General features: G+C 59.1%; 22 protein-coding genes and 1 pseudogene. 16 read left to right on the top strand and 7 right to left on the bottom strand.

Annotation, left to right across the window (positions count from 1 at the left end):
• From FN828_RS10115 to FN828_RS10125, 3 genes and pseudogenes are all read left to right on the top strand, one after another.
• Window positions 1–89: pseudogene (locus FN828_RS10115) on the top strand (IS5/IS1182 family transposase); the annotation flags it as partial.
• Window positions 90–224: 135 nt separating this feature from the next.
• The gene (locus FN828_RS10120; RefSeq protein ID WP_142493290.1) at window positions 225–803 is read left to right on the top strand and encodes a hypothetical protein; all 579 of its coding nucleotides are present in this window, start codon (window positions 225–227) and stop codon (window positions 801–803) included.
• Between the two features lie 36 nt (window positions 804–839).
• Window positions 840–1,268, top strand: a complete 429-nt coding sequence (locus FN828_RS10125; RefSeq protein WP_142493291.1) for a VOC family protein — start codon at window positions 840–842, stop codon at window positions 1,266–1,268.
• Window positions 1,269–1,379: 111 nt separating this feature from the next.
• Here FN828_RS10125 and FN828_RS10130 read toward each other — a convergent pair whose 3' ends face one another.
• From FN828_RS10130 to FN828_RS10140, 3 genes are all read right to left on the bottom strand, one after another.
• Window positions 1,380–1,877 carry a MarR family winged helix-turn-helix transcriptional regulator gene (locus FN828_RS10130; RefSeq protein ID WP_142493292.1) on the bottom strand — a complete coding sequence of 166 codons (498 nt, stop codon included), beginning with the start codon at window positions 1,875–1,877 and terminating at the stop codon, window positions 1,380–1,382.
• 90 nt (window positions 1,878–1,967) lie between these two features.
• On the bottom strand, window positions 1,968–2,246 hold the full coding sequence (locus FN828_RS10135) for an FAD assembly factor SdhE (RefSeq protein WP_142493293.1): 279 nt from the start codon (window positions 2,244–2,246) through the stop codon (window positions 1,968–1,970).
• Window positions 2,243–2,644: a helix-turn-helix domain-containing protein gene (locus FN828_RS10140; protein ID WP_142493294.1), complete on the bottom strand. Its 402-nt coding sequence runs from the start codon at window positions 2,642–2,644 to the stop codon at window positions 2,243–2,245. Before FN828_RS10140 ends, FN828_RS10135 begins: the two co-directional genes overlap by 4 nt.
• Window positions 2,645–2,749: 105 nt before the next feature.
• Here FN828_RS10140 and FN828_RS10145 point away from each other — a divergent pair, with 105 nt between their 5' ends.
• The 3 genes from FN828_RS10145 to FN828_RS10155 are packed head-to-tail and all read left to right on the top strand — an operon-like array spanning window position 2,750 to window position 4,730.
• Complete coding sequence (locus tag FN828_RS10145) at window positions 2,750–3,952, top strand: pyridoxal phosphate-dependent aminotransferase (protein ID WP_142493295.1); 1,203 nt, start codon at window positions 2,750–2,752, stop codon at window positions 3,950–3,952.
• Window positions 3,949–4,326 carry a bleomycin resistance protein gene (locus FN828_RS10150; RefSeq protein WP_142493296.1) on the top strand — a complete coding sequence of 126 codons (378 nt, stop codon included), beginning with the start codon at window positions 3,949–3,951 and terminating at the stop codon, window positions 4,324–4,326. Before FN828_RS10145 ends, FN828_RS10150 begins: the two co-directional genes overlap by 4 nt.
• Complete coding sequence (locus FN828_RS10155; protein ID WP_142493297.1) at window positions 4,323–4,730, top strand: hypothetical protein; 408 nt, start codon at window positions 4,323–4,325, stop codon at window positions 4,728–4,730. Before FN828_RS10150 ends, FN828_RS10155 begins: the two co-directional genes overlap by 4 nt.
• A gap of 57 nt (window positions 4,731–4,787) precedes the next feature.
• On the opposite strand, the gene FN828_RS10160 is transcribed toward FN828_RS10155, so the two are convergent.
• Window positions 4,788–6,134, bottom strand: coding sequence for an MATE family efflux transporter (locus FN828_RS10160; RefSeq protein WP_235891455.1), 1,347 nt, complete (start codon window positions 6,132–6,134; stop codon window positions 4,788–4,790).
• Window positions 6,135–6,329: 195 nt separating this feature from the next.
• On the opposite strand from FN828_RS10160, the gene FN828_RS10165 reads away from it, so the two are divergent.
• A complete protein-coding gene (locus tag FN828_RS10165; protein ID WP_142493299.1) occupies window positions 6,330–6,959 on the top strand; it encodes a DUF1007 family protein in 630 nt (209 codons plus the stop codon).
• Window positions 6,944–7,867: a nickel/cobalt transporter gene (locus FN828_RS10170; protein WP_142493300.1), complete on the top strand. Its 924-nt coding sequence runs from the start codon at window positions 6,944–6,946 to the stop codon at window positions 7,865–7,867. Before FN828_RS10165 ends, FN828_RS10170 begins: the two co-directional genes overlap by 16 nt.
• Before the next feature lie 63 nt (window positions 7,868–7,930).
• On the opposite strand, the gene ppk2 is transcribed toward FN828_RS10170, so the two are convergent.
• Window positions 7,931–8,980: a polyphosphate kinase 2 gene (gene ppk2 / locus FN828_RS10175; RefSeq protein WP_142493301.1), complete on the bottom strand. Its 1,050-nt coding sequence runs from the start codon at window positions 8,978–8,980 to the stop codon at window positions 7,931–7,933.
• 127 nt (window positions 8,981–9,107) lie between these two features.
• Here ppk2 and FN828_RS10180 point away from each other — a divergent pair, with 127 nt between their 5' ends.
• Window positions 9,108–9,992, top strand: a complete 885-nt coding sequence (locus FN828_RS10180; protein WP_328592209.1) for an alpha/beta fold hydrolase — start codon at window positions 9,108–9,110, stop codon at window positions 9,990–9,992.
• A gap of 12 nt (window positions 9,993–10,004) precedes the next feature.
• Here FN828_RS10180 and FN828_RS10185 read toward each other — a convergent pair whose 3' ends face one another.
• Both FN828_RS10185 and FN828_RS10190 read right to left on the bottom strand, forming a co-directional pair.
• Complete coding sequence (locus tag FN828_RS10185; RefSeq protein WP_142493302.1) at window positions 10,005–10,670, bottom strand: dimethylsulfonioproprionate lyase family protein; 666 nt, start codon at window positions 10,668–10,670, stop codon at window positions 10,005–10,007.
• Window positions 10,671–10,877: 207 nt separating this feature from the next.
• Entirely contained in the window at window positions 10,878–11,573 is a 696-nt protein-coding gene (locus tag FN828_RS10190) for a redoxin domain-containing protein (protein WP_185958985.1), read from the bottom strand.
• Between the two features lie 250 nt (window positions 11,574–11,823).
• Between FN828_RS10190 and parE the strand changes: the two genes are divergently transcribed.
• The 7 genes from parE (at window position 11,824) to FN828_RS10225 (ending at window position 17,936) form a co-directional block, all read left to right on the top strand.
• The gene (gene parE / locus FN828_RS10195) at window positions 11,824–13,779 is read left to right on the top strand and encodes a DNA topoisomerase IV subunit B (protein ID WP_142493304.1); all 1,956 of its coding nucleotides are present in this window, start codon (window positions 11,824–11,826) and stop codon (window positions 13,777–13,779) included.
• A 78-nt stretch (window positions 13,780–13,857) separates the two neighbouring features.
• Entirely contained in the window at window positions 13,858–14,490 is a 633-nt protein-coding gene (locus tag FN828_RS10200; protein ID WP_142493305.1) for an MT-A70 family methyltransferase, read from the top strand.
• Between the two features lie 2 nt (window positions 14,491–14,492).
• Window positions 14,493–15,215, top strand: coding sequence for a BglII/BstYI family type II restriction endonuclease (locus FN828_RS10205; protein WP_142493306.1), 723 nt, complete (start codon window positions 14,493–14,495; stop codon window positions 15,213–15,215).
• A 392-nt stretch (window positions 15,216–15,607) separates the two neighbouring features.
• Entirely contained in the window at window positions 15,608–16,300 is a 693-nt protein-coding gene (locus FN828_RS10210) for a MotA/TolQ/ExbB proton channel family protein (protein WP_142493307.1), read from the top strand.
• On the top strand, window positions 16,300–16,677 hold the full coding sequence (locus FN828_RS10215) for an ExbD/TolR family protein (RefSeq protein ID WP_142493308.1): 378 nt from the start codon (window positions 16,300–16,302) through the stop codon (window positions 16,675–16,677). The genes FN828_RS10210 and FN828_RS10215 overlap by 1 nt, the downstream gene beginning before the upstream one ends.
• Window positions 16,678–16,680: 3 nt before the next feature.
• Window positions 16,681–17,076 carry an ExbD/TolR family protein gene (locus tag FN828_RS10220; protein WP_142493309.1) on the top strand — a complete coding sequence of 132 codons (396 nt, stop codon included), beginning with the start codon at window positions 16,681–16,683 and terminating at the stop codon, window positions 17,074–17,076.
• Complete coding sequence (locus FN828_RS10225) at window positions 17,073–17,936, top strand: energy transducer TonB (protein ID WP_142493310.1); 864 nt, start codon at window positions 17,073–17,075, stop codon at window positions 17,934–17,936. Before FN828_RS10220 ends, FN828_RS10225 begins: the two co-directional genes overlap by 4 nt.
• Window positions 17,937–17,938: the final 2 nt, after the last annotated feature.

Genomic DNA, 17,938 nt, shown 5'->3' on the forward strand with positions numbered 1-17,938 from the left:
GGCGGCGGGTCGCCACCCGATATGACCGCTGCCCCGAAGTCTTCCTCTCGGCCATCGCTCTCGCCGCAACAGTCATGTTTTGGTTATGAGTCCTGAGCCTAAGCCGCGTTGCCCTGTCAGACGAAGCGCAGGCACAGGCTCCCACCGCCCGCAACGCTGACTTTGCTTACAGCAAGCTGGAGCTTGGGCTGGAACACCGCATTGCTTTGGGGAAAGAACGGGGGATGATCACGTGGGACGGGGCTATCAGCCAGTCCTGGTATGGCGGCGCGGCCTATCAGGATGCGCTACGGCTGGGGGTTGCACGCATGTGGCCGCTGGCAGCGGGACATCAGGCCGAAGTATCGCTGGGATTAGAACACGCGCGCGCCGCATCCGGTGGCGTGGAACTGACACAGATCGACCTGCGCGCACGGGTTGCGCGGGAATTGAACACCGGGGCTACGCTTCAATATGGGCTGGCTTTGCAGATGGTGGACAGTGATTTTACCAATGCCAAACGGCGGCGCGGCACGGTCTATCTGGCCTATGGATTACCGCAAAAACTGGGGCCAGCCAAAGTTTCGATGAGCATCGGCGGATCGTTGGGGGATTACTACGATTACCGGGTGGGGCCATTCATCGTTCCCGGCGGGCGCGAAGACCGGACCCTGTTTGGAAGCGCAGATTTCATATTTGAACAGCTTGACTATGCGGGCTTCGTGCCGTCTTTGAAGATACAGGCGCAAAAGACGCGATCAAATGTCAGCCGGTTCGAGACAAATGAAATGTCGGTATCGCTGGGGTTCGTTTCGCGCTTCTGACTGCGGCCAACATGGACAGGAACGAGGGGTAAACCAATGGAACTACGGTATTTGCACACGATGGTCCGGGTGAAGGATCTGGAAAAAAGCATGGCATTCTATGCGCTGCTGGGGCTGAAAGAAACCCGCCGCTATGAAAGCGAGGCAGGCCGCTTCAGCCTGATCTTCATGGCCCCCGAAGGACAAGAAGAATGCCCGGTCGAACTGACCTATAACTGGGACGGGGACGAAGGGCTGCCATCCGACAGCCGCCATTTCGGGCATCTGGCCTATGAGGTCGAAGATATTTATGCGATCTGCCAACATTTGCAGGACAATGGCGTTGTGATCAACCGCCCGCCCCGCGATGGGCGCATGGCATTCGTGCGCTCGCCCGACAACATCTCGGTGGAATTGCTACAGGCAGGCGAGGCGAAAGCCCCCGCTGAACCGTGGGCCAGCATGGAAAATACCGGCCACTGGTAAACATGTCTTTGTCCGCAAGGGGGCGTGAAAATCCCGGCACTGTTTTTTCACGCCCCCCCTGCGGATCAAATATGGCAAAGGATTTTAGGTGCCTTCCCTGCATGACGATTGTCAGTAGATATAGCGTATCTGATCGGTCCAGTACCGTTCGACCCGCCGCAATGAATTGGTAATCTCTGCAATTCCGTCCGGCCCCAGAACGCCCTTGGCCTCTAGCCCTTCGGCGTGGCGGGCGAACAGTTCTGAAATCACATCCCGAATATCCCGCCCCTTCTGGGTCAGGCGCACGCGCACAGACCGGCGATCAATTTCGCACCGTTGATGGTGCATGAATCCGGTTTCCACCAGTTTTTTCAGATTATAACTGACGTTGCTGCCCTGATAATATCCACGGGTTTTCAATTCGCCCGCCGTCACTTCGTTATCGCCGATATTGAACAACAACAAAGCCTGAACCGCGTTGATTTCAAGCACGCCTACGCGTTCAAATTCATCCTTGATCACATCCAACAGCAGTCGGTGCAGCCGTTCGACCAGCGCCAGCGCCTCTAGGTAGCTGCCCATAAAAGCGGCGCGGTCGCCGGTGCTGATGGGGTTATGTATGCTCATCCTGATCTCCGTCCGGGTGTATTCCGAGCCAGAGACTGCGCATCATTCCCCAATATTCGGTTAAACTTGGGCGGATGGCTAAAATGCGAATTATTCCGCCGCACCGATCAGGTTGCGGATGTCACCGATCAATCCGGCGAACCGCGCATCGGGGATCACCTGCCCCGACACCCATTGATATAAATCCTGATCGTTTTCCGACAAAAGCGCATCATATTCTGTCAGCTCATCATCCGACATCGCCGCCAGTTTCGCATCTGCGTAACGTGACAGGATAATATCCATTTCCTTGATCCCACGTCGCATGGACCGCATCGAAAGCCGTTTCAGACGGTTTTCGTGGGTTTCCCCAGATGGCGCTACGCTCATGCGTCTTCCCCTTTGAGTTTCAGCCGAAGCTGTTTTTCCAAACGCCCAATCCGATCCGCCGCGCCTGAAATCTGTCCTTTCAGGTCGCGCAGTTCGATCAGCAGAGCGTTGATATCAGGCGAAAGCGGCGCATCGTCAAGCGGCGGTGACACACCTTCGCCTTCGCCCGTCAGCAACCACCCAACCGAAACATTCAACAATCCCGCCATCATCGTCAGCTTATTCGCGCGCGGTTCGGCAATATCATATTCCCAATCGCGCAACGTACCCAGCTTGATGCCCAACCGTTTCGCCAGTTGTTTCTGTGTCATGCCCGCGCTTTCGCGTGCCGCTGCAACGCGGTCGCCGAATGTTGCCGCTTCGGGTCCGTACCAATCGTCGTGATCCTGGGGTGACATAGTTTTTCCTTTCCGCCGATCCCACTTGATCGGCTGTACCGCGCAACCTATGACAGGCAGGCTAGGATTACAAATTCCCCTTATTCCAACCCAAAAGGTCTACCCATGTCTTTCCTGTCTCAGACACTTGCGCGCGTAAAACCGTCGCCCACGATCGCCGTCAGCAATTTGGCTATGGACCTGAAAGCACAGGGCCGCGATGTGATTTCGCTGGGCGCAGGGGAACCGGATTTCGACACGCCGGAAAACATCCGCGCTGCGGGCATCCGCGCAATCGAAGAAGGCAAAACCCGCTACACCGCTGTCGATGGTATCCCCGAATTGAAGCAGGCAATCTGCGCCAAGTTCAAACGCGACAACGGGCTGGATTATACCCCGAAACAGGTGACGGTCGGCACCGGCGGCAAACAAGTGCTTTATAACGCCCTGATGGCCACCCTGAATCATGACGACGAGGTGATCATCCCCGCCCCCTATTGGGTCAGCTATCCCGATATAGTGCTTCTGGCGGGCGGTATTCCCGTCTTTGTCGAAGCGACGCTGGAAAACGATTTCAAAATCACGCCTGACCAGTTGGAAAAGGCGATCACTCGCAACACCAAATGGTTCCTGTTCAATTCCCCCAGCAACCCCACCGGGGCGGGCTATTCGTGGGATGAACTGAAGGCGCTGACCGATGTGCTGATGCGTCATCCTCATGTCTGGGTGCTGACGGATGATATGTATGAACATCTGGCCTATGACGATTTCAAATTCTGCACCCCCGCGCAGGTGGAACCCCGCCTGTATGACCGGACGCTGACGGTAAACGGTGTGTCCAAGGCCTATGCCATGACCGGCTGGCGCATTGGCTACGCCGCCGGGCCGGAAACGCTGATTGCGGCCATTCGCAAGGTGCAATCCCAATCCACATCGAACCCCTGTTCGATCAGCCAATGGGCCGCAGTCGAGGCGTTAAACGGCCCGCAGGATTTCATCGCCCCCAATAACGTCATGTTCGCCCGCCGCCGCGATCTGGTGGTTGGGATGCTGAATGAAATTGACGGCATCACCTGCCCCACCCCCGAAGGGGCGTTTTATGTCTATCCCTTCATTTCCGGGCTGATCGGCAAAACCACCCCAAAAGGCGTGACAATCACCAATGACGAGGTGTTCGCCACCGAATTGCTGAACGATACCGGCGTGGCCGTGGTGTTCGGCGCAGCCTTTGGCCTGTCGCCTGCGTTCCGCATCAGCTACGCCACCTCGGATGACCAACTGCAAGAGGCGTGTAGCCGCATCCAGGGCTTCTGCGCAGCATTGACATGACGCACAATCGGATCACGGCGAACCTGCCCTCTTCGGATTTTGAACGCACGATATCCTTCTACGGCGACCTTGGGTTCGCCGTAGACTTTCAGGACGAGGGTTGGCTTATCCTGAAACGCGGGGCGCTGGAGCTGGAGTTTTTCCCGCACCCCGACGTGGATAAATGGTCCAGCTGGTTCAGTGCCTGCATCAGACTGGATGATATTGATACGATGCTGGCGGAATGGGAAACTCTGGATATTCCGCGCGACAACACATCAATTCCCCGACTGACCGGCGCATTCAAGCTGCCCAACGCCCCGCGCATGTTTGCACTGGTAGACCCTGACGGGTCTTTGCTGCGGGTACTGGAAAACGAGGATCAAAACCAATGACAGACTTGCCCGACTATTTCTTTCGCGTGCGCGACAATGGCGCCTTCGTGTTCCGGGTGGATGCTGAAAACCGGCAACGCCGCATTGACATGGACCAGATCGCAACCGTGAACATCCGTAACGGCGAAATCAAACCACAAGGCGACCGGGTATTGTCTGACGCGGATGTAACCGCCATCAAGGAATGGATGGATGACCGCCAGAAAGTCCTGAACAAGCGCGAAATCGAGGATATTCTTCGGACGGTAGACCACCTGAACCAAACCTCGCATTGGGCGCAATCGCGGGCGACAGATGCGCAACTGGAACGCGTGACCAATACGCTGCTGCTGGCCATGCACGATCTGCGGGGCGTTCTGGTCCGCCGCAAGGCGGATCGTCTGGCAAAAGACGAAAAAAGCTGATCCCGGCATCCCGCGCCTTGCGCACGCCCCCCGCCGTGCCGCGCGGCCTGAACGATATCAGGCCGCCGCGACGCGCTTGACGGCAAACCCCCAGAACCGCACGGTCATGAACACACCGGCACAGGCCAGCCCCACCGCCAGCCCCAGCCAGACCCCCGGCCCCTGCCAATCCAGAACAAAGCCCAGCAGATAGCTGACCGGCATCCCGATCCCCCAATAGGATACGGCGGCAATGATCATGGGCACTTGCGTGTCTTTTACCCCGCGCAACAGGCCCAATGCCATGACTTGCGCGGCATCCGCCAGTTGGAATAGCGCCGCCGCCGCCAGCAGCGGCACGCCCAGCGCGATCACAGTCACGCGATCCGGTTCCTCCGGGGACAAAAACAGCCCCATCATCCATTCTGGGATGGTCAGAAATGCCACGACGGTCAACGCAGCCACGACCAGAGACAACGCCACGACCACCTGACCGCCGCGTTTCAGATCCACAAGATCACCGCGCCCCACCGCGCGGCCTGCCCGCACGGTGGCCACGTTCGACAGGCCCAGATGCACCATGAACGTCAATGACGCGATCTGTAGCGCGATTCCATGCGCCGCCAGCGGCAAAGCCCCCAGCCACCCCATCATAGTCGAAGCCGCAGCAAACAGCCCCACCTCGGCCAGACTTGTCACGCCAATCGGCCAGCCCAGCCGGAAGACCTGTCCGAAGGCTTCCCAATCCGGGCGCCAAAAGCGGATGAACAACTGATGTTCAGCTGTGGACCACGCCGCATACAGGCCCAACAACAGCCCCGAAACCAATTGAACGGCAACCGATGCAATCGCCGCCCCGCGAATACCCAGTTCCGGCATTCCCCAATGCCCAAAGATCAGGGCATAATTCACCACCGCATTCACCGCCACGGCGCTTAGCGTGACCCACAGTACAACGCGGGTCCGCTCCAGCGCCGCCAGATAAGATTTCAGCACCATAACCAGCAAGGCGGGGATGATCCCCCACCCCGCGATCACCAGATAATCCGCAGCCAAAGCCGCAATATGCGGCGGTTGCCCCAGCACATGCAGCAGATGTTCCGAAAAAATCATCAACGGCATCACCGCCGCACTGAACAGCAGCGAAATCCACATCGCCATGCGCGTGAAGCGGCGAACCTGGGTGGTATTCCCTGCGGCTTCGGCCTCGGCCACCATCGGCATCACCGCCCAGGCAAATCCCGATCCCATCAGGAACAGAACGAAAAACACCATCCCGCCCAGCACCTGTGCGGCCAACGCCTGAACATCATACCATCCCAGCATGATGGCATCGGTCAGCGAAATCGCAAACTGCGCAATATGGCTGCCGATCAGCGGAAGGCCCAGAACCATAACGGCGCGGGCGTGTTGAAAATAACTCATACGCGTATCCATACCCTGCCGTAGCCCCCGCAAAGGAAGCAGGCAAGATGCCACGCGGCAGGCACCGGAAAACTACGGTGCGGGCGGAAACAGACGCAGGCACATCGCTTGCCCACAGGCAAAGACCCGCCAAGACCCAAATTTACAACGATTTCCGCCCTTTTCCACGTCCTTGCGCCGCGCTACATCCGTCACATGCGCTACCTGCTTGCCCCGATCTGTTCCCTTGCCCTGTGCGTGCCACTACCGGCATTCGCGCATCCCCATATTTTTGTTGCCACATCCCTGACTATTCTGACCGATGATCGCGGCCACGCCACCGGGGTCGAGGTCCAATGGAGCTATGACGATCTGTATTCCCTTCTGGTGCTGGAAGATATGGAACTGGACGGCGATTATGATGGCATTCTGACCCCCGAAGAACAGGCCAGACTGACCGGGTTCGACATGCACTGGGTCGAAGGCTACGAAGGCGATCTTTATGCCTCTGGCCCGGACGGGCCTGTCCGGCTCAGCGCGCCCGAACCGCTGGACACCCGGTTTGCCGATGGCAAAATCATCACGCGCCATATCCGCCGCTTCGATCAGCCACAAAGCCAGTTGGTGCTAAAAGCATATGATCCGACATTCTATACCGCCTATGATCTGACGGGCGGAGTCAAAACCCCCGATGCCTGCCGCACCGCGCTGACAGTCGCGGATGAAAACGCCGCCTTTGCCTTGGTGGAAACCAAGCTGAAAGAAGGCAATTATTCCGAGGACGACTATCCCGAAGTCGGTGAAGCCTTTGCCGATACGGTCACGGTGACATGTCAGGACGCTTGACCCTCCTTCTGCCTGTTCTGGCACTCGGTTTGATGGCGGCGCTGGCGATCTGGCTGTGGCCGATGGGGGGAATGATACAGGTGGAACGCTGGGCCACCACGGGCCAACGCGAGGTACAAACCGCAATGGCAGGTGCGTTGCGGCGGCTGAAATCTGGCGATCCCGCCGCGATGACCGCGCTTCTGGGTTTGTGTTTCGCCTATGGGTTTTTCCATGCCGCAGGACCGGGACACGGCAAGGTGCTGATCGGCGGCTACGGGCTGGGGCGGCGGGTGCCTTTGCTGCGCCTGTCCGGGTTGGCCGTGGCGTCGTCACTGGCACAGGCAGCCGCAGCGGTGGCAATGGTCTATGCCGGGGTTTTCGCCCTGAACTGGACGCGTGAACGCATGGTCGCCACCGCCGAGGCTGTCTTGGCCCCGGCCAGCTACGGGCTGATTGCGGTGGTCGGTCTGTGGCTGTTGCTGCGCGGGCTGGGACGGTTGCGCAAGGCTATTCGGGCGCGGCAACCTGAAACGCATGTCCACCACCATGACCACGGCGGCACCTGTGGCTGTGGCCATAAACATGGCCCCACAGCCGAAGAGGCCGCAGAGGTGCATTCGCTGCGCGAGGCACTGATCCTGATTGGCACCGTCGCAATACGGCCCTGCACCGGGGCGCTGTTTTTGCTGATCCTGACATGGCGCATGGATCTGGACTGGATCGGTATTGCCGGGGCTTTCGCAATGGGGTTGGGGACCGCATCCGTCACGGTTGCCGTGGCGATCGGATCGGTACTGCTGCGCGAATCCACCTTGGCCCGCACACAGCAACCGGGCCTGCTGCGCTTAGCCCTGCCTGCGCTGGAAATAACCGCCGGTGCATTGGTGGCGTTACTTTCCGTGAACCTGATGCTGACCGCGCTATAGAGCGGCACAAAATAAAAGCCGCCATTCATCATAGCGGCTTCCACTCTTGGTCTTCCCCATCGCTTATTTCGATACGGGCCGCTCTGCATCGCGGGCCTTGCGCATATCCGGGTGCAACGCGCTGCCCAGAATATGATCCGAGCGGTGGATCACATGGTTCGCGCCCCCCACGATCAACGGATCAGGCGCATGGGCGATGTGCAAATCTTTGCCGGGATAATCCAGCGTCGATAGGAAATGCAGCATACAGTTCAGACGCGCCCGTTTCTTGTCGTTCGACTTGACCACAATCCACGGCGCATCAGCCGTATCTGTATAAAAGAACATCGCCTCTTTCGCTTCGGTGTAATCGTCCCATTTATCCAAGGACGCCTTGTCGATCGGGGACAGTTTCCACTGTTTTAACGGATCGGTTTCGCGGCTTTTGAACCGGGCCTGCTGTTCCGCTTGCGTGACAGAGAACCAGTATTTGTACAGCCTGATCCCAGAGCGAACCAACATACGTTCCAGTTCGGGGGTCTGGCGCATGAATTCCAGATATTCGTTGGGTTCACAAAATCCCATGACCCGTTCCACCCCGGCGCGGTTGTACCATGAACGGTCATACAGCACGATTTCCCCCGCCGTCGGCAGATGTTCGATGTAGCGCTGGAAATACCACTGACCGCGTTCTTCGTCCGTTGGTTTATTCAGCGCCACAACGCGGGCGTTGCGCGGGTTCAGGTGTTCGGTGAAGCGTTTGATCGTCCCGCCCTTCCCTGCTGCATCGCGGCCCTCGAACAGCAAAACGAATTTTTGGCCGGTTTCCTGCGCCCAAAGCTGAACCTTCAGCAATTCGGCCTGCAACTTGGCCTTTTGCGCCTCGTAGGAACGGCGGGACAGCTTGGTGGTATAGGGGTATTCACCAGACTCGAAGGCATGGCGCACCTGATCGGGGGTCGGCTTGGGATGACGAAACCGCGTGGCTTTCGGGGCTGATTTCGCCTCGGACTGCGCCGCGATTGCTGGGGACGAAGCCTCTGGCGTGACGTCAGGCTTGGTTGCGGTTTTGCTGGTGGCATTCGCCGGAGCGGAAACAGAATTCGCCTTCGCGGCGGGCGGCGTCACGGTCATACGTTTCTCCTTAACTGGTATGAATGCACTCTATCGCATGGCCGCGTCCGGTGCTTTGATAGAGGTCAATAAACTGTTACATTCTGGCGCAGCACAGTCAGGCAACGCCCCGCGCAGGAGACACAGAATGTCGATGTTGAGCCACCATATCGAACTAAACGGCCAGCCATATCATTATCTGGGTGCCGGAAAATCCGGGGCGCCGGTGCTGTTATTCCTGCATGGGTTTCCTGAATATTCAGGGGCATGGGCCGATCTGGCCCCACGATTTTCCCACGAATATCACTGCATTGCCCCTGATCAGCGGGGATATGGCCAAAGCTGGGCACCGGCGGAAGTGGCGGAATACCATGTCACGAAACTGGTGGGGGATTTGTGCGCCCTTCTGGATCATCTGGGGGCGGAGCAGGCCACTGTCGTTGGCCATGACTGGGGCGCAGCAGTGGCCTATGCGCTGGCTTTCATGGCACCGGACCGTGTGCGTCAACTGGTCATTCTGAACGGCGTGCATCCCTTCCCATTTCAGCGGGCAATGGCGGCAGGTGGGGCGCAAACGGATGCCTCGCAGTATATCCATACGCTGAAACGCGACGGGGCCGAGGACTGGCTGGCCGCCAATGATTTTGAGAAGCTACAACAACTGTTCGCGGCCAAAATGGATCAAAGCTGGCTGTCGGGGGACAGGCTGGAGGCCTACAAAACCGAATGGGCACGCCCCGGACGATTACGGGGCATGGTGAACTGGTATCGCGCCTCGCCGCTGAAACTGGGCGGTCCCGGTGAACGTATCAAGGACATTCCAGAAATCCCGCTAGATCGGGTACGCATAAAAATGCCGCATCTGCTGATCTGGGGGCCGGATGACCGTGCGCTTTTACCCGAAGCAACCGAGGGACTGGAGGAGCTGTGCGATAACCTGACCCGCGTCGAGATACCGGGGACAGATCACTGGATCATTCATCAAAACCCCGACGCGGTAGAGCGGATCATGAAAGACTGGCTGTCCCTCTGATCCCTTCGGTGCCTATGCTTTGACGCGGGGCGTTCCCAGTACCATCTTGTTCCCCGACAGCACTGCTGGTTCCCCTATCCACGCATAGGCCAGCAGCGCGGGTTCCAGATCGGACACGGTGATCCGATGCGCATGGCCCGGCGGGTTGTAAATTGACGATCCCGGCGCATAGACCCCGTAATCGTTTTCCGAAACGGAACCGGACAGGCAGATATAGCTTTCAGTGATCCCCTGATGGGCATGGGCCGGGTAGATGCAGCCGGGCGCGAACAGAACCAACCCCAAAATCACCTGTGACGATGGGATTGGGCCATTCGGTCCGGCAATTTCGGCATAACCATAGGCACGGGCCAACCCTTTTGGCAGACGATCATAGCCATATTCCCAATGCAGCCGCCCGCGTACCGCATCCAGCGCCCGCGCAACAGGTGCCAGCACACCAGACCGGCCTTCGTCCAGCGCCCGGCGCAGATGGGCCGTCACCGGCAAGGCGGCAGGCGATACATCCCGCAACGTTGGATTTTCCCGGATCAAGCGATTGATTGCCTCGCGCACCTGTTTTTGGTGGCTGCGGATTGCTTTGCTACCGCCAGCAGGCAGAAAGCGGTACATTTCGTAATATTCGCGCAACAGGTACAGCCAATCAGGCTGATCCGTCAGCCGCATGATTTCAGGCATGTACTGGTCTGCCCCATTCCCTTGCATTGCTCTGCGCCCTTAACCGCCCGAAATCCCCGATCCGGGGCAGTTTGCGGGCATGACCCGGCCCTGTCCCACCCAGAACAGACCATTTGGATGTCGCAAACGGACAGCCAAGCCAAACCAGACAGAACAACGGATCAGACGACCCGCCCAACACGCGACGACAGCCACGAAAGCCAACGCTTAGACATGCGCGACCATCAGATAATCGCGAATCTTGCTCCAGTCCTCGCCAAAGACGCGTTGCATATCTTCGGCCTTCACGCCTTTGGGGGCGACCAGATAGTCCCCCGGCGTCCAATCTGCCGGGACGGCCAGCCCGGAATAATCAATGTCTTTCAACGCCTCGAAACAGCGCAGAACTTCGTTGGTGGAACGCCCCATTTGCGCAGGATAGGTAAACTGCATCCGCAGCTTGTTTTCCGGATCGACAAACAGGCTGGGCCGATTGCCCAGCCCCGCCGCACCATCCGCGATCATCCCCAAGTGGCGCAAAATGCTGCCGTCTTCGTCTGCGGCAACCGGGAAATACACATCCAGTCCGAATACTTTTTCCAGATCCAGCACCCATTCCAGCGTATTTTGCAGCCCTGCCGGGGTAATCCCCATCAGCCGCACCCCCAACTTCTCGAACGCGGCGCGATGAGCGGCCAAGGCCATCAACTCGGTCGAACAAACCGAGGCAAAGGTGGAAGGGAAAGCGAACAGATAAACCCAGTTACCCGTTGCCCAAGGCCGGAACCCAAGCCTGCCGCGCGTGGTTTCGGCCTGAAAATCCGGCACGTTATCCCCAAGCGTTTGGTTCCATCGTAAACGTGCCGGGTGGCGGGGTGTCACCGGACGAACCGGGGCAGCGGTGTGGTGCGGCTTCGAGGTCATTCTGACACTCCTTTGCATCAGGTTTTCACAGCGGTTCAGCGGTACGACTCCGCCCTTTCGTGTTAAACGTGCGCCCGCTTGGAATGTTCCGCCCCAATCCGGGCAAAATTATGTCCCTGCCCCGCGGATTGCACAGATCGACACGCAACATATGGGGCCGTCGTTGATCCGATGAAACAGGATAGGGCTTTCCCCGGCGCGGTGCGTCCCTTATGATCCCGGTCCAATCACAAGCAAACAGAGCAGCCGCATGACCGACCTTCTTGACGGAACCCAGCCGGAAACCTACGACGCCTCCTCGATCGAGGTGCTGGAAGGGCTGGAGCCGGTCCGCAAAAGACCGGGCATGTATATCGGCGGCACCGATGAACGCGCGCTGCACCATATGGTCGCGGAAATCCTTGATAACTCGATGGACGAGGCGGTGGCCGGACATGCCAACCGGATCGAGGTAGAGCTAAACGCCGATTATTCGCTGACCGTGCGCGACAACGGGCGCGGCATTCCGATTGATCCGCACCCGAAATTCCCCGGCAAATCCGCGCTAGAGGTGATCCTGTGTACCCTGCACGCGGGCGGCAAATTCAGCGGCAAGGCCTACCAGACCTCGGGCGGGTTGCATGGTGTGGGTGCATCCGTGGTGAACGCGCTGTCTGATCTTATGGTGGTGCAGGTCGCCCGGAATAAGGAACTGTATGAACAACGGTTCAGCCGCGGCATCCCCCAAGGCCCGGTGGAAAAGATAGGTGCCGCCCCCAACCGGCGCGGCACGACCGTCACCTTTCACGCGGACGAACAGATTTTCGGCAGCCACCGTTTCAAACCCGCGCGGCTGTTCAAATCCATCCGGTCCAAGGCCTATCTGTTCAGCGGCGTCGAAATCCGCTGGAAATCGGCCATTGATGACGGCGAAACCCCGACAGAGGCCACGTTCCATTTCCCCGGCGGTCTGGCCGATTACCTGAAGGAATCGATGAACGGATCGACCACCTATGCCGATCAGCCCTTTGCGGGCACCGTCGATTTCACGGAAAAATTCAACACCCCCGGCAAGGTGGAATGGGCGATCAACTGGACCCCGTCGCGCGATGGATTCATCCAGTCCTACTGTAACACCGTCCCCACCCCCGAAGGCGGCACACACGAGGCCGGGTTCTGGGCCGCGATCCTGAAGGGCATTCGCGCCTATGGTGAATTGGTCAACAACAAGAAGGCCAACCAGATCACCCGCGACGACCTGACCACAGGCGGCTGTGCGCTGGTGTCGTGCTTCATCCGCGAACCGGAATTCGTGGGGCAGACCAAGGACCGCCTTGCCACGGTCGAGGCGCAGCGCTTCGTGGAAAACGCCGTGCGTGACCATTTCGACAACTGGCTGGCGGCGGATACCAAATCTGCGGGCGCCATTCTGGATTTTCTGGTACTGCGCGCCGAAGAACGCCTGCGCCGCCGTCAGGAAAAGGAAACCGCCCGCAAAACCGCCACGAAAAAGCTGCGCCTGCCCGGCAAGCTGGTGGATTGTTCGGCCACCAACCGCGAAGGCACCGAATTGTTCATCGTCGAGGGCGACTCGGCCGGTGGATCGGCCAAAATGGGCCGCAACCGCAACAATCAGGCGCTGCTGCCCCTGCGCGGCAAGATTTTGAACGTGCTGGGCGCGGCATCGTCGAAACTGGGCACCAATCAGGAAATTAACGATCTGTGCCAAGCGCTTGGCGTTGGGATGGGAACGAAATTCAACGTCGACGATCTGCGCTATGACAAGGTCATCATCATGACAGACGCCGACGTGGACGGGGCGCATATTGCCTCGCTTCTGATGACGTTCTTTTTCACCCAGATGCGCCCGATGATTGATCACGGCCACCTGTATCTGGCCTGCCCGCCGCTGTTCCGCCTGACCCAAGGGGCCAAACGCGTCTATTGTCTGGACGAGGCCGAGAAAGAACAGTGGCTGGCCAAGGGGCTGGGCGGCAAGGGTAAAATCGACGTATCGCGTTTCAAAGGCTTGGGCGAAATGGACGCCAAGGATCTGAAAGAAACCACGATGGACCCCAAATCCCGCAAACTGATCCGCGTGACGATTGACGAGGACGAACCCGGCGAAACCGGCGATCTGGTGGAACGGCTGATGGGCAAAAAACCCGAACTGCGGTTTCAGTATATTCAAGAGAATGCTCGGTTCGTGGAGGAGTTGGATGTGTAATGCCCTGCGGCATTAACTAAATCTTGAGGTTTGGACTACTTTTGTTCTAACCTGACACCAGCCACCGAGGGAAAACAAATGAGCCAAGACGCGTCGCAAGACCTGAGACAATTTCTAGACGGGCAGAAATTCGCGACGATCATGGCAGACCCGCCGTGGCGGTTTACCAATCGCACCGGCAAAGTGGCCCCTGAACACAAGCGTCTGGCCCGCTACCCCACGATGGATCTGGATGACATTTGTGATCTGCCAGTGGCCGAGCATCTGGAAGATACCGCACATTGTTATCTTTGGGTTCCCAACGCCCTGCTCCCCGACGGTTTGCGCGTCCTGTCGGCTTGGGGGTTTGAATATAAATCCAATCTGATCTGGCACAAGGTACGCAAGGATGGCGGTTCGGACGGGCGCGGTGTTGGCTTTTATTTCCGAAACGTAACGGAAATCTTGCTGTTCGGTGTACGCGGGAAAAACGCCCGCACGCTGGCTGCGGGACGGCGCCAAGTCAATCTGTTCAGCACCCGCAAGCGGGAACATTCCCGCAAACCGGACGAACAATATGACATCATCGAAGCCTGTAGCTGGGGTCCATATCTGGAACTGTTTGGCCGTGGGCGGCGTGACAAATGGACGGTTTGGGGCAATCAAGCGGACGACGATTACAAACCCACTTGGAAAACCTATAAATACAATTCCAGCTTGGCCGCCGAATAATCATGTCATCAGACCAAAATGATGTGTCCTTTGGCAAAGTGGCTGATCATTCTGCCGCGCTTGACCGGATTTTTCCCGAAGACATTCGCCAGAAGTTTGAATTGTTCAGCTATCGAAATGCCGCTGCGATCCTGAAATCCAGCTTCCCAGAACATTATGACGAATTACTGGGTATTCTGCGTAATTTCTCGATCAGTCGAACGATGATCCGCACCCCCGGCGGCAGCAAAAGCGAAATTGCAAAATATGTGGATGATCTGTTCGATGACAGTTGGCAGGAAACGCGTATTTCCGCTGATCTGCATGTGAAACTGATCCATGCCAACCAATCCACGCGTGTTCTGTCTGAATATACCCAAGAAGGGTATCTGGATGGCCACCGCATTGATTTTGTAAAAGACAAAGTCGCACTCGATCTGGAATGGAACAGCAAAGACCAGACCTATGACAGGGATCTTTATGCGTTTTCCGCCTTTTACGAAGCGGGGGCCATTGATGTCGGCATCATCCTAACACGCGGCAGCAGTCTGGATAACACATTTTTCCGCAGCCTTGGCAAAGTCTTAAAGAAAGACGGAACGGACGGAACCGAGGAAGTGTATAAAAAATACGGCGCATCGACGACATGGATGGGTAAGCTTCTGTATCGTCTGGACGCTGGTCGGAACGGTGGCTGCCCGATTTTGGCGATTGGCATCACACCCGAATGTGTATCAGATTCCTGACCTCCTATTCCTTACAGGTCAGGAATCCCTGACTGTCGCCCTACCCTGTCCGAACGTATAGTCACCCCATAAGCACGAATATTTTCAGTGGGTTCAGATATGCGTTTCACCACGATCATTGTAGGGTGGGCCATAGCCGTCACGGCGATTTCCGCCATTGTGTCGGGTTTCGATGCGCAGGCTGTGCCGATCTCGGCACCTGCGGTCCTACGGCCCTGACCCGGACAGATTTCAGCAGCAAAAAGGGGCGGGCGCAATCCCGCCCCTTTGTTATGGTCCAACCGTTCTGCGGCCCTGTCCCGATGTCGCGCCCCTGCCCCTGACGGTTGACAAGCCCAGCCCCAATACCGGAAACCACCCACAGCGATCAGCCCCCCCGAAAGGACCCCGGTATGGAACCCACAGCCGCCCCGACCCCGACCGCCCTGCATCAGGGGTTGGCATCCGCTTGGGAATTCTTGCTGCTGGGCGGCCCGGCCATTTGGGCGATTGCGGCGTTGTCGGTGATTACTGTGGCGCTGATCCTGTGGAAAATCTGGGATCTGTCCCACTTAGGGGCATGGAATGGCGGGCGTCATATGAAACGTGCGGTTGCCCAATGGGCGGACGGGCACGAGGATGCCGCACTGGCAACCCTGAAAAACCGGCGCACCTGCCGGGCTGTTTTGGCACGGGCGGCGATGATGGCGCGGCGCGATGCGTCCTTGGATCACGAAGCGGCGCAGGCGGAAACCGCGCGTGTGGCGCGGCAGGTGCTGGCCCGTGCGCAGCGGGGTCTGCGCCCGCTGGAACTGATTGCAACGATTGCACCGCTGTTGGGGCTGTTGGGAACGGTCATGGGGATGATTGCGGCGTTTCAGGCCTTGCAACAGGCCGGGGCCAAGGCTGATCCGGCCACGCTGGCTGGCGGCATATGGGAGGCCTTGCTGACCACCGCCGCCGGGATGGCGGTGGCGATCCCGGCCTCTATGGCGCTAAGCTGGTTTGAAAGCGTCGCGGACCGGCTGCGTCACGAAATGGAGGACGCAGCAACGCGGATTTTCCTGCGTCCCTCGCAAGATCGGGCGCTGAAGGCCGCCGAGTGATGCAGTTCGGCCAACCCAGACCACGGCGAAAGCCCAGCCTGACGCCCATGATTGATGTGGTGTTTCTGCTGCTGGTGTTTTTCATGCTGGCCGCGCGGTTCGGCACCGATACACAGATGCCGTTGATGATCGGGGGCCAAGGACAGGATACATGGCAGGGGCCGCCCCGTCTGGTGGATATTGCCCCCGATGGGCTGCGGTTGAACGGAATCGCCACCCAGCCCGAGGCATTAGCCGGGGAACTGGCCGCGCTGATGGACGGCCCCGGCGATACCATCGTGCTGCGCCCGACCGAAGAAACACCGCTGCAACGTGTCGTGGCCGTGATGGAGGCGTTGCAAGGGGCCGGGCTGACCGCGCTGGTGCTGGTGGAATAGGTCATGCAGTTCCCCGCCCTGCCCCGCCGTCCGCGCGCCGAAAGCATCGTACCGATGATCAATGTGGTGTTTTTGCTGCTGATCTTTTTCCTGATGACAGCGCAAATCGCACCACCCGATCCCTTTGCCGTGACCCCGCCCGAAGCGGCAGCGGGCGATCCTGCTGACGGGCCTTTGGCCTTGTACCTGTCCGCCGAGGGGCAAATAGGCTTCCGCGACACGCTGGACGAGGCCGCGCTGGCAGCATTGCAGGCGGAATTGGCGAACGACCCAGAGCAGACAAAAACCCTGATGCTGCGGGCGGATGCGCTGGCCCCGGCGCTGGCCTTGGCACGGTTGATGCCCCGGCTGGCCGATATGGGCCTACGCGATGTGCAACTGATCACGGTGACGCCATGAAGGCGCTGGCAGAGGGGGCGGTTTTTCTGGCGGTTGCGGCGGGGCTGCATGTGCTGGCCTTTACCGCGCTGACCGCGCCGGGGGATGCTGCGGGGGATGCCGGGGCGGATGGGGCGGCACGGCTGACCTTGGCAGCGGCCCCGGCCAGCCTGACCGCACTGGTGCAGCAATGGGACAGCCCGCCCGAGGTTGCCCCCGCCGTAGCAGCGCCCCAAGCGCCGGAAATGCCGGACACCCCGCAACCAATGCCCCTGCCGGACAGCCCCACCTTGGCGCGGCCATCTGCCCCCGGTTTGGCGCTGCCGATGCCACGCACAGCAGACCTGCCGCAGATGGACACCACCCCGGCCCAACCACAGCCAGAGCCAGAGCCGAAAGAATCCCCCAAACCTCCACCAGAACCAGACCCGTTACCGGACCCCAAGCCGAAACCTGAACCAAAGGCCAAGCCGAAACCCAAACCGCCCAGCCCCGGTGTGGCGGCGCAGCGGGCGGCGGGAAAAACCGGGGCCAGCAGCAGCGGACAGGCCGGACAAAGCCGGTCTGGCACGGCCAGCCTGTCCAAGGCGCAAACCCGCAGCCTGACGGCGAAATGGGCGGCGCAGATCGTCAGCCGGATCGAACGGCGCAAACAATACCCGCGCGATGCACGGGGGCAGGATGGCACAGTGGGCTTGCGCATTACCGTTGGGCGCGATGGCGGCTTGCGGGGGGTCAGCGTGAACCGCAGTTCGGGCGTGGCGGCGCTGGATCGCGCGGCTGTCAGCGCGGTCAAACGCGCGGGCCGGTTTCCGGCTGCCCCGGCAGGGCTGGTTGCCCCCAGCTATGGCTTCAACCTGTCAATCCGGTTCGACAGCTAAGC

This window comes from Thalassovita litoralis, assembly GCF_900182725.1.
Taxonomy (GTDB): Bacteria; Pseudomonadota; Alphaproteobacteria; order Rhodobacterales; family Rhodobacteraceae; genus Thalassobius; species Thalassobius litoralis.